Source organism: Acinetobacter higginsii (assembly GCF_000369845.1).
GTDB lineage: Bacteria > Pseudomonadota > Gammaproteobacteria > Pseudomonadales > Moraxellaceae > Acinetobacter > Acinetobacter higginsii.
Map to the genome: position 1 here is coordinate 514348 of NZ_KB850215.1, position 12407 is coordinate 526754.

Annotated in this window: 6 protein-coding genes and 1 tRNA gene; 3 read left to right on the top strand and 4 right to left on the bottom strand. The window is 43.3% G+C overall.

The window, feature by feature from the left end:
- Together F885_RS21120 and F885_RS07165 are read right to left on the bottom strand one after the other, a co-directional pair.
- Positions 1-2751 (bottom strand): hypothetical protein (locus tag F885_RS21120; RefSeq protein WP_005318035.1); only part of this gene is annotated, 2751 nt, incomplete at its 3' end.
- A gap of 616 nt (positions 2752-3367) precedes the next feature.
- On the bottom strand, positions 3368-8161 hold the full coding sequence (locus F885_RS07165) for a beta strand repeat-containing protein (RefSeq protein WP_005318039.1): 4794 nt from the start codon (positions 8159-8161) through the stop codon (positions 3368-3370).
- Positions 8162-8663: 502 nt separating this feature from the next.
- Between F885_RS07165 and F885_RS07160 the strand changes: the two genes are divergently transcribed.
- Positions 8664-8740, top strand: a tRNA-Arg gene (locus F885_RS07160).
- A gap of 41 nt (positions 8741-8781) precedes the next feature.
- Here F885_RS07160 and F885_RS07155 read toward each other — a convergent pair.
- The gene (locus tag F885_RS07155) at positions 8782-10080 is read right to left on the bottom strand and encodes an SRPBCC family protein (RefSeq protein WP_005318041.1); all 1299 of its coding nucleotides are present in this window, start codon (positions 10078-10080) and stop codon (positions 8782-8784) included.
- A 158-nt stretch (positions 10081-10238) separates the two neighbouring features.
- Complete coding sequence (locus F885_RS07150) at positions 10239-11027, bottom strand: hypothetical protein (RefSeq protein WP_225761734.1); 789 nt, start codon at positions 11025-11027, stop codon at positions 10239-10241.
- 164 nt (positions 11028-11191) lie between these two features.
- Here F885_RS07150 and F885_RS07145 point away from each other — a divergent pair, with 164 nt between their 5' ends.
- Positions 11192-11689: a YcxB family protein gene (locus F885_RS07145; RefSeq protein WP_004804171.1), complete on the top strand. Its 498-nt coding sequence runs from the start codon at positions 11192-11194 to the stop codon at positions 11687-11689.
- 33 nt (positions 11690-11722) lie between these two features.
- Positions 11723-12364: a fumarylacetoacetate hydrolase family protein gene (locus F885_RS07140; RefSeq protein ID WP_005318046.1), complete on the top strand. Its 642-nt coding sequence runs from the start codon at positions 11723-11725 to the stop codon at positions 12362-12364.
- Positions 12365-12407: the final 43 nt, after the last annotated feature.

Here is a 12407-nt window from a genome sequence, read left to right on the forward strand (position 1 = left end):
TGCTAAATCAGAAATAGCTTCCAATGTACCGTTAACGGTATCGCGAGAAGTTTCAAAGGTGAGGGTACCTAGATTAGTTAGATCGGTAACAGGATGAACACCCGGAAGAACACCGCTAATTGCGCCACCTACTGTAGTGATACCAGTGTTGATAATATCTGTTTTTAGGCTTTCAACGCCTTGAAGGACATCGATGCCTGTTTGGATTACACCTGTGACAGGGTTGTTGCCAAGATCACCGCCAGTAATCCCACCGATAATGCCAGTGATCGCACCTAATGGACCGCCTTCACCACCGCCAATACCGCCAGTGATGCCACCGATAATGCCAGTGATTGCACCAAGAGGACCACCTTCACCACCACCGATTCCGCCAGTAATGCCGCCAATGATTCCTGTGATTGCACCTAAAGGACCGCCTTCACCACCACCGATACCACCAGTCACACCGCCGATGAGGCCACCAACATCAGTGAGATCGCCTGCAATATGCTGAACCAGACCAGAAGCAGTTGAACTGTTGCTAATTAATGTACCAACTACACCTGTGAGAGAACCCGCAGCACCACCAATATCCGCACCTGCTAAATCAGAAATAGCTTCCAATGTACCGTTTACCGTATCGCGCGAAGTTTCAAAGGTGAGGGTGCCTAAATTGGTGAGATCTGTGACTGGATGAACACCCGGAAGAACACCGCTAATTGCACCACCTACCGTAGAGATGCCTGTGTTGATAATATCTGTTTTTAGGCTTTCAACACCTTGAAGCACATCGATACCTGTTTGGATCACACCTGTGACAGGGTTATTGCCAAGATCACCGCCAGTAATTCCGCCAATGATGCCAGTGATCGCGCCAAGAGGGCCACCTTCACCGCCAGTAATTCCGCCGATGATGCCAGTGATCGCACCAAGAGGGCCACCTTCACCACCACCGATACCGCCAGTAATGCCGCCAATGATGCCAGTGATTGCACCAAGAGGACCGCCTTCACCACCGCCGATACCGCCAGTAATGCCGCCGATGATACCTGTGATTGCACCAAGAGGACCACCTTCACCGCCACCGATTCCACCAGTCACACCACCGATGAGGCCACCAACATCAGTGAGGTCACCAGCAATATGCTGAACCAGACCAGAAGCAGTTGAACCGTTATTAATCAATGTGCCGACAACACCTGTGAGAGAACCCGCAGCACCACCGATATCCGCACCCGCTAAATCAGAAATTGCTTCTAATGTGCCATTTACTGTATCCCGTGAAGTTTCAAAGGTGAGGGTACCTAAATTGGTGAGATCTGTGACTGGATGAACGCCTGGAAGAACACCGCTAATTGCGCCACCTACCGTAGAGATACCAGTGTTGATAATATCTGTTTTTAGGCTTTCAACACCTTGAAGGACATCAATACCTGTTTGGATCACACCTGTGACAGGGTTATTACCAAGATCACCACCTGTAATCCCACCGATAATGCCAGTAATTGCGCCTAATGGACCACCTTCACCACCGCCAATACCGCCAGTGATGCTACCGATGATGCCAGTGATTGAGCCAAGAGGACCACCTTCACCACCACCGATACCGCCAGTAATGCCGCCGATGATACCTGTAATTGCGCCAAGAGGACCGCCTTCACCACCGCCGATACCACCAGTAATCCCACCGATGATACCTGTGATAGAACCTAATGGACCTGTGCTACCAATGTTGGTTACATCCCCTATAATATGTTGAACCAGACCTGATGCAGTAGACCCATTATTCACCAGTGTACCAATGACACCTGTTGCAGAACCAATTGCCCCGCCAATATCTGCACCAGCAAGGTGGGAGACGGTTTCTAGTGTACCGTTTACCGTATCCCGTGAAGTTTCAAAGGTGAGGGTACCTAAATGAGCTAGGTCTCCAATTGGGTGTTCAGATTGATGCACTGCATTAATGACCGTGCCAGCAACAGTATTAATTCCTGTATTGATGATATCGGTTTTTAAACTCTCAAGCCCTTGAAGGACATCAATACCACTTTGAACAATACCTGTGACTGGGTTGTTCGCTAGGTCACCACCCGTGATGCCACCAATAATTCCAGTCACTGCACCAAGTGGACCGCCTTCAGCTCCACCCGTGATACCGCCAATGATTCCCGTGACTGCACCAAGTGGGCCGCCCTCAGTTCCACCGGTAATACCGCCAATGATTCCAGTCACTGCACCAAGTGGACCACCATTTGTTCCACCCGTAATACCTCCGATAATTCCTGTGACTGTACCAAGTGGGCCGCCCTCAGTTCCACCGGTAATACCGCCAATGATTCCAGTCACTGCACCAAGTGGACCACCATTTGTTCCACCCGTAATACCACCAATAATGCCTGTGACTGAACCAAGCGGACCACCCTCGGTTCCGCCTGTAATTCCTCCAAGAATGCCTGTTACTGCACCAAGTGGATTACCACTTGCCCCGCCAGTAACACCGCCTAAAATATTTGTGACTGTAGAAATTGGGCTACTACTACCTGTTACATTTCCCAGAACGCTAGTAATTGAACTTATAGGATTGTTGGCTGCTCCACCTGTAAGATTGCTTACCGTGTGAGTTACGGTATTTGTTGAAACGATATTTGTAATTGTAGACAAGGACAAAGGAGCAAGGATTGAACCGCCAACGTGTGATGTAGATGTACTACTATCAACTAAGCTTGAAGTAATACTTTTAATGGGTGACAAAAGACTTTTGAAAAGCATAACGATACCTATATTTTTAAAGTTGTGTTGTTTTGAGTAATTATTAAATTGCTATGATTTTTTTGTGATTAAAGTCACATTAATCATATTTAGTGTTATATGTGGCAGTTATTTTGTCAATCTGTAACGGGCTAGAATATGATTGTTAAATGTGGATTTAAAATGTTGAATTTTAATATATTTATTGGTTGTTAATTTTAACTAAATTTACACTTGTATTTTATTTGAAAGGGTAAGGGGATTTTAATCATAGTGAGATAAGTTTTATTTATCATATAATTAAAGTGTTATTTGAGTACAATCTATGTCTTGTGAAGAAGATGCTGGAAAGAAAGTTTTAAAATTTGTTACTCGTTTGCAAAAAAATATTTCCAGTGTTTCTCGGTTTTATTTAATCAATAAAGATCAATATTTTAAATTTTTTCTTAATTAATTTTTTTAAAATTATAATAAATATAAAATCGTATTGTTTATGCTGTTATTGACGTGTTATTTAAAAAAACTTACCAATCAAATGTAGCCTTTTTGAAATATTCTCATCTTAGCCTGATGAACTTTATTATGCTGCAAAAGAAAAGCCACTGATTACAGTGACTTTTCTTGGTATTGCTATATTTTAAAAATGATGAAGTGAACCGAATAGGTGATCGGTTAGGTTTGTTAATGGTGAAGAAACTGAAATGAGATCGGTAATGCTTCCCCCATTTGGATTTGGTTCACCGACAGCAATGCCGGAAGAAGTCGAAAGTGTGCCAGTAATTATGGTGAGCAGACTATCTAGACTGTTACTGCTACCACTATTGTCATAGTTAATATGGATAAGGTTGTTGAGACCTTCCATAATATTACCACTCGCGAGATCGCCGAGACTATCTTGTAGATTACTGATTGCTGAACTACCACTACCAATCACCATGTCGATCGGTTGGGCAATACCAGAAAGAATACCATCTCCACTAATACCCCCCGTAATGCTGCCAATGATGTTTGTGATTGAACCTAAAGGACCACCTTCACCGCCGCCACTAATACCTCCCGTAATGCCAGTGATCGTGCCAAGAGGGCCGCCTTCACCACCAGCGATTAGGCCACCCACATCAGTGAGATCACCTGCAATATGTTGAACCAAACCAGAAGCAGTTGAACCGTTGGTAATTAATGTACCAACTACACCTGTAAGAGAACCCGCAGCACCACCGATATCCGCGCCCGCTAAATCAGAGATCGCTTCTAGTGTGCCGTTTACTGTATCGCGCGAAGTTTCAAAGGTGAGGGTACCTAAATTGGTGAGATCTGTGACTGGATGAACGCCAGGAAGTACACCGCTAATTGCACCACCTACTGTAGTAATACCTGTGTTGATAATATCTGTTTTTAGGCTTTCAACACCTTGAAGCACATCGATACTTGTTTGGATGACACCTGTGACAGGGTTATTGCCTAGATCACCGCCAGTAATGCCACCAATGATGCCTGTGATCGCGCCAAGAGGGCCACCTTCACCGCCACCAATACCACCGATGATGCCAGTGATTGCGCCTAGAGGACCACCTTCACCACCAACACCTCCTGTGACGCCAGCAACAATACCTGTCACAGTCCCTAATAAGCCTGTTGCACCTTCACCATCACCTGCCACAATATGAATAAGATTGGTCACAGGGCTCAATGGATTGAACTCACCTTCACCATTTAGACCACTTAAATCAAGCACTGAGATGGCATTGCCTGAGAAGTTAATTGGAATCGTAATGGGTGTCACGATGCTTGCATCGTCGCCGTTACCATTGCCGATACCGAAATTATGGTCGCCATTACCAGAACCAATACCACCCAGTAGGCCACCAGAGCCATTGCCGGTACCATTGCCATTGTTCGTGGTGTCATTGTCTTGAACATAGTTGTTGGTTGTGGTGGATGAATTATTGTGTGAGTTTGCTGTTGCGCTGCCAAATAAAGAAATTGCATTGCCAGATAAATTAATAGGAATTGCAATCGGCGCTACTATGCTGGCATTGTCACCAATTCCATTGCCTATACCATAATTGTGTTCACCATTACCGGCACCTACGCCATTGAGTAAACCGCCAAGACCAAGGAGGCCTCCACCAGCACCACCTGTACCATTGCCACCGCTATTACTATTGTCAGTGGAGTCGTTGTCCTGAACAAAGTTATTGGTTGTGGTGGATGAGTTGTTGGTTGAGTTTGCTGTTGCATTGCCAAAGATAGAGAAGGCATTTCCTGATGCATTTACAGGAACCGTGATTGGCATAACCACGCTGGCATCATCCGCAACCCCATTACCAATACCGTAATTGTGTTCGCCATTACCTGCGGCTATACCATTTAATAGCCCACCACCGGCCGCATTACCTGAACCCGTTCCATTAGCACCAGTATTGCTGTTGTTGATGGTGTCATTGTCTTGGAAATAGTTTGAAGTGGTTGTAGATGAATTGTTGACTGAATTTGAAGTGGCGTTGCCAAAGATGGAGAAGGCATTTCCGGATGCATTGATTGGTGTCGTAATCGGTGCAACAACACTGGCATCATCCGCAATCCCATTGCCTATACCATAATTGTGTTCACCATTACCTGCAGCGACTCCATTTAATAAACCACCCCCGACACCATTACCTGTTGTGCCGCCGACGCCCGTACTGCTGTTGCTATTATTGGTACTATCGTTGTCTTGGAAGATGTTGGTGGTTTTGGTTGAGGAATCATTGACTGAATTTGAAGTGGCATTCCCAAAAATTGAGAAGGCATTACCTGAACCACTGATTGGGGTTGTAATCGGTGCAACCACACTGGAATCATTACCGATGCCATTACCAATACCATAGCTGTGATCACCATTACCTGCAGCAGGACCATTAGCCCAGCCACCCACGCCATTACCAGCAGAACCACCGAGTAGACCTGTGCCACTATTACTATTGTCCGTACTGTCATTATCTTCATAATGATTGACAGCTGTGGTTGATGAGTTGTTGACTGAACTTGTGGTTGAGTCCCCAAATACGGAGAAGGAGTTACCTAAACCACTGAGTGGCGTTGTAATCGGCATCACCACACCGACATCATCACCGTTGCCATTACCAATGCCGTAATTATGTTCGCCGTTGCCTGACCCTACGCCATTGAGCAGACCGCCAATGCCATTACCTGAGCTGCCGCCTATACCTGTGCCGCTATTGCTATTGTCCGTACTGTCATTGTCACGCACAATATTGGTAGTGGTGGTCGAAGCATTGTTATGAGATGAGTTATTGGCATCGCCCAAGAAGCTGAATTCATTTCCTAAGCTATTGACTGGCATCGTGATGGGTGTGGTTATACCGACATCATCACCGTTGCCATTGCCAATACCGTAGTTTTGTTCACCATTACCAGAACCAATACCACTGAGTAGACCACCAATGCCATTGCCTACACCGCCTACTCCAGTACCATGATTACTATGGTCGATATGGTCATTGTCTTCGACGATATTGGTCGTATTGGTTGAGCCGTTATTCACAGATGTATTGCCTGTATGGGTTGGATCATTACTGCCAAACCAAGAGACATTGTTACCCATCGCATTGATTGGGGTAACTATAGGTGAGGTCCAGTCGGCATCATCACCGTTGCCATTGCCGATGCCATAGTTATGTTCGCCATTGCCCGCACTCACTCCATTGAGCAAACCACCGATACCGTTACCTGAACTGCCAGTCGTAGTCGTTCCGCTATTGCTATTGTCGGTTGTATCATTGTCTTGAACATGATTGAGTGTTGTGGTTGGCGCAGAGTTGCTAGATGAATTATCACTTCCTCCACCAAATGAATTGCCTAATACATTGAATGGTGTGGTCCATGGAACAGTAACATCGACATCATCGCCGTTACCATTTCCGATGCCGTAGTTTTGTTCGCCATTACCTGCAGCAGGGCCATTGCCCCAACCACCGACACCATTGCCAACATCACCTAGACCTGTGCCATTATTACTGTTGTTGGTTGTATCGTTATCCTGAATAATATTTGACGTTGTTGTTGGTGCGGTATTGGTGGAGTTAACATCGCCACCGCCTAAACCCGCAACTGAGTTACCGAGTACATGTACTGGCGTTGTCCAAGGAACCGTGGCACTGGCGTCATCACCGTTGCCATTGCCAATTCCGTAATTGTGTTCGTCATTTCCTGCGCTAACACCATTCAGTAAGCCGCCGAGGCCATTACCCGCACCTCCAACGCCTGTTCCATTGTTACTATTATTGGTGCTGTCATTATCTTGAATGACATTGGAGGTCGAGGTTGGAGCAGTATTGATTGAGTTTACATCTCCACCACCGATGCCTACAACTGAGTTGCCTAAGGCTTGGAAGGGGGCTGTCACAGGGATAGTGACACTGGCATCATCACCGTTACCATTACCGATGCCATAGTTTTGTTCACCATTTCCTGAACCAATCCCATTGAGCCATCCACCACCACTGCCATTGCCTGCTGCAGCAGTGCCGTTGTTGCTATTGTTAACAGCGTCGTTGTCTTGAATTTGTGTAGTCGATGTCGTTGCTGCTGTATTTATAGTGTTAACATCAGCACCGCCTAAACCAATAATTGCATTACCAGCCGCTTGAACAGGTGTGGTCCATGGCACAGTAATACTGACATCATTACCGTTACCATTGCCAATTCCGTAATTATGCTCTCCATTGCCGGCTGCAACACCATTGAGTAGACCACCTGCATCGCCATTACCCGCAGCTCCAGTACCTGTGTTGCTATTATTGGTGCTGTCATTATCTTGAATGAGGGTAGTTGAACTGGTTGGTGTGCTATTGATAGAGTGAACAGTACCATCACCCAATGCACCGATTGAGTTACCTAAAGCATCAAAAGGTACCGTAACTGGTGTGGTGAGATTTGCGTCATCTCCATTTCCATTACCCACACCATAGTTGTGATCGCCATTGCCTGCGGCAACACCACTTAATAAACCGCCATTGCTACCATTACCTGCAGCAGTACCAGTATTACTATTGTTGATGCTGTCATTGTCTTGGATGTGAGTCGAAGACGTTGTTGTGGCCGTATTGATTGAGCTAATGGGTGACGAACCTCCAAGCCAAGGAAAAGAGTTTCCTAATGCATGAAAAGCCGTAGTGAAAGGAAGAGGGACGTTAAGATCTTGGCCATTGCCAACACCGACACCATAATTTTGATTGCCATTTCCTGTTATTGCACTGAATAAACCATTATTTGAGCCATTATTGTTGTTGGTGACATTAGTACTCTCGACCACAACATGGTTTGTGGTTGATACCGTATTTACAGCAGTCGGTACTGCTGCTTGGCTATTACTACTCGAATGAGAAAGAATACCCGTAATTGGTGATAAAATATTTTTAAATAACATGTCGATATACCTATAATTATTGGAGTTTTATTTTTAATAAGCCTTAATAATTATGTGACTCCTGTCTCATAATGTGTTTATTAGTATTTATTGCTTATCTATTTAAAGTCAATATTGTGCTTTGTATCATATTTTTAAACAGCTATAAAAATACGATAAAACAAAGAGATGTATTTTCTAGTGATCACTGGTTTATCGTTCTAATTTGGAATGCGATTTTTTTAATTCTTTATCAAAAATTGATAATCGATAAAAATATAAAATGACTTAAATATTGTTTATTTAAAGTTTAATCATTCACTTAGCGAATAATAAATGTTTGTGTCTGATTGAGGGTTATACAGAGTTGGCAGTTGATATGAACCACTTATCTCACTGTTGTTGTGGGTTGAAGCATGCTGAAATGACCAATCACTGCTGAATCTATAGACAGTTGATCATGATCTTGTGAAAAAGGTCTTATCATTTGGGGAAAAGTGCGTATAATGCCCCCATCAAATATGCGCTCATAGCTCAGCTGGATAGAGCACTTGGCTACGAACTAAGGGGTCGGGAGTTCGAATCTCTCTGAGCGCACCAATTTGAATAAATAAACCGCTTAATTGCGGTTTTTTTGTGTCTTAAGTTTTTGCTTTAATTTTTTGTACAAATACGGCATTGCCACCCACAGCAGGAAGTACATCATGATAAGGCAGGCTGCGCATGGCTCTTAATAAGAATGGGGCCTTCTCATCGATTTTCATCGCGCTGGTCATGCTCAATAAGGTTCCTTGATTAAGTGAACTCAACTGCATTTTTCCTTTAATAAAACGTAGGTCACCACCATTGGCATAAAAATTATTTTCATCTGTCTGCGGATAATTAAAACGTAATTTAAATGCGAACGGTATATTGATGACTCCAAGGCCAACATTGACTTGAATATCTGCATCCTGCCCTTGATTTTGAATCGGAGAGGCAATTACTTTTTTAATCTGCCGAGGAAATAACTCTTGGTAGGCCAATGGACTCAGCCATTTTTGTAAGGGTTGAGTCGGTTGTTTATAAAATTGATAGGTGGTGGTAAAACGCATGGATTCTCGGCCATGGGTATACAGCATACTGGTCGGTGCATGCAGGATACTGACAGGTTGCTGAGCAGATTGAATCAATTGTGTGATTTTATTCAGTTGTGCTGCATTCAACTGCGGATTCGGCATTTGTCCTGCATTGAGTGGCTTAAGGTCGGATTGAATAAAGCGGGTTCTTAAGGATTCTAAAATAAACGCATTACTACTACTTGGAATTCCGAGTTTGACCTCAGGAATGGCATTGAGAATTTTCTTAAAAATAAATCCTTTGGGTTGATTCAAATCGCCCCATTGAGTCAAGGTGATTAAGGTGCGGTTCTCGTCCAGTGCAAACCATTCAAATTTACCGACACCGTAGGGAATCGGTGCATCAATCACCAAACTGGCAATGCTATTGGGTTTGATCTGATGTTGTAGGGTGACGTCTTCATTAAAGTTAAGTACGGGAATTGGGGTCGGAATCGAGACCCGATATTTCATTTGTACCGTATTACCTGATTGCTCTAATGTCTTCGCCGATTTGAGCGTTGGGAATAATCCGACATAGTGGTTGAAATCGGTCAGTGTTTTGGCCACTTGTTGTGCATTGACGGGAACAATGATCGCGGCCGAGTTAAAACTGACATTGGGTTGAGGATTGCTTTTCAGTGTGGGTACGGCTGTTTTAGTTGCGGGATGCCCGTAAATAAAAATATTGTTTTGGGTATAATTGGCCAACAGTTGTGGATTATTTTGAAAAGGTTGTAGGGCACTCGGGATATTGTCTGTCCATGGTAGGATTTGTGCAAAACATGTTTGTGTAAGCCCCAATAAAATACAGGGCAAGATTAAACGATTTAAATAAGACATCACATTCCTTTGATTTTTATCCGTGATTTCATCCAATGACTTGATCTCCTGACTTGAGCGATCAATATTGCTTATTAATAATTTTTTTTATGCATGAAAAATAGTCGTATTGTGTAAAACCCGCTCAAGTGGATGTCTGGAGCGGGGCTAGGAAAAGTTTATTGTTCAGCCATTAAGCTTTTACGGCGATAAACAAACAAGATGGCACCCAGTGGCAATGCAATTTGCAAGATAATTGGACTATAGACCGTTTGCTGGAAGTAACCCGCACCTAAGATGAGGAAGCTCAGCATTTGAAAAGCGTAACTGCCATCGGTCCAATTCAGTGAAAATTGCATAAAGCCAAAGCAAATAAAAATTAACCACACCCATTTCCGTTTTTGCATGGGGGTTCTTATGCATAGGATAAAGGCATATATACAAAACAGCGGAATCGTAATGGCAAGGATAAACACGACATAATGCAGTAGGCTTTTTCCTGCAAATGTAAAGCCATGCATGGCTTGGACAGAATGGTCAATCGGTTCAACATGAATGCCAATAATACGGATTTGATCTGCCTGTTTACTGAGTACGATTTTATTTATCAGCCAATGATCCGCAAATTCATATTCAAAGCTTAATTGATAAGTGACAATATCTTTAAATAAGCTTTTGTTGGCTGCAATTAACTTGATATTTTTAACGGGTTCATCTGGAAATAAGCCTGCCATTTGAATCAAGGTGCTATGGGTTGATTCATCTTGGAGTTCTGGGCTGAGATATTTCTCAACGGCTGCATAGTTTTTGTTGCTGAGTTGATTAAACATATCTTCAGCAAAAGCCTTTTCTTGTGGCGGTACAATCTTTTCGAGAAAGGATTGTTGGCTACAGGCACTGAGTGTGATCAAAAGACCTAAAATAAACAGTAACGATTTGAACTGTTGTTGCATCTTCATCATTTTCATACTGTTAAATTCATCTATAAAATTAAATTGATATAAAAGGGCGCACCCAAAAGAGAAAAAACATCACATTTAAATTTTGTATTAAATCGCGATAAATGTGATTTCCCATTAAATCATTTATGTTCTAATAGGTCAGTTTTTTTTCAAATGTTAGAAATCTAAAAATGTCTGAACAACGTCCAAGTGTATCGGTGCGCTATTATTTGAATTTAGAAGAATCACAAGATGGTTTTGCTTTGGTCACTTTTGGCAAAAAAACCTTTAGCCGCTTTTTAACCCCAGTGATCAGTATTGCGATTATTTTGTGGGGAATCTATTTAGGTTTTTCTGGTGTTGGACGTTATTACGTTGCACTGGGCGCTTTTTTTCTGGTGATGCAAGCCGTTATGCGCTATTGGTTGTTGCCAATGTTGTTTAAGCGCCAATTTGTACGCTATCAGTTTGGTAAAAGTGAACAGGGGATTGACCTTTATCAAGATCACTTTGAACTGTATGCTGCAGGCAAAAAACAAAGTGCACAATATGCCGAAGTCCAATCATTTGCGGTTGGCAAGTTGACTTATATGTTAGAGCTGAAAAGCCACACTGTGGTAATCGTACCTAAACGCGCATTTAGCGATTCAGCAGAGCAAACAAAATTTGAAAATAGTTTCAAGAAGTAAGTTTATCGACGGTTGAAAGAACAAGGAGTTTTCATGAGTACACGTCCTTCAAAAATTGTGTGTGTGGGTCGAAATTATGCCGAACATGCCAAGGAATTAGGTAATGCCATTCCTGAGCGTGCCTTGCTTTTTATCAAACCACCCAGCAGTCTTGGTTCTTTGACGCAAGGTGTAAGCTGGAATCAAGAACTGGGTGAGTGTCACTATGAATGCGAAATTTGCTTGCAAATCGCACATCCTTTATCGCAAGAAACCGATCCAGCCAAAGCCTTGGAAGCCATTGGTGCAATCACTTTAGGTCTGGATTTGACCCTACGCGATTTGCAGGGTGATTTAAAATCCAAAGGCGAGCCTTGGGAACGTGCTAAAGCCTTTGATGGTGCCTGTATTTTGGCGGACTGGATTGAAGCAGACGAAATTGGTGACTTGCAAGAGCTAGAGCTGATTTTGAATATCAATGGTGTAGACCGTCAGCACGGTTTTACCAAAGATATGATCTTTGATATTGGGACTCTACTTGTTGAGATTAACAAATCGTTTAGTCTGGAAGTTGGTGATGTCATTATGACGGGTACACCTGCTGGTGTTGGCGCATTACGTGCCAATGATCAATTGACCATGAAATTGATTACTCAGTCTGGAGAGTATGACTGGGATACCTTTGTCAAAGCCTAAGTTGCAATGAAATAAAAGGGTGGCGCTGTGATTGATATCAGCG

Coding starts and splice junctions, on each gene's coding strand:
- F885_RS07165 (WP_005318039.1), bottom strand. CDS start 8,161: ATGTTATTTAAAAATATTTTATCACCAATTACGGGTATTCTTTCTCAT.
- F885_RS07145 (WP_004804171.1), top strand. CDS start 11,192: ATGTCTGAACAACGTCCAAGTGTATCGGTGCGCTATTATTTGAATTTA.
- F885_RS07155 (WP_005318041.1), bottom strand. CDS start 10,080: ATGTCTTATTTAAATCGTTTAATCTTGCCCTGTATTTTATTGGGGCTT.
- F885_RS07140 (WP_005318046.1), top strand. CDS start 11,723: ATGAGTACACGTCCTTCAAAAATTGTGTGTGTGGGTCGAAATTATGCC.
- F885_RS07150 (WP_225761734.1), bottom strand. CDS start 11,027: ATGAAAATGATGAAGATGCAACAACAGTTCAAATCGTTACTGTTTATT.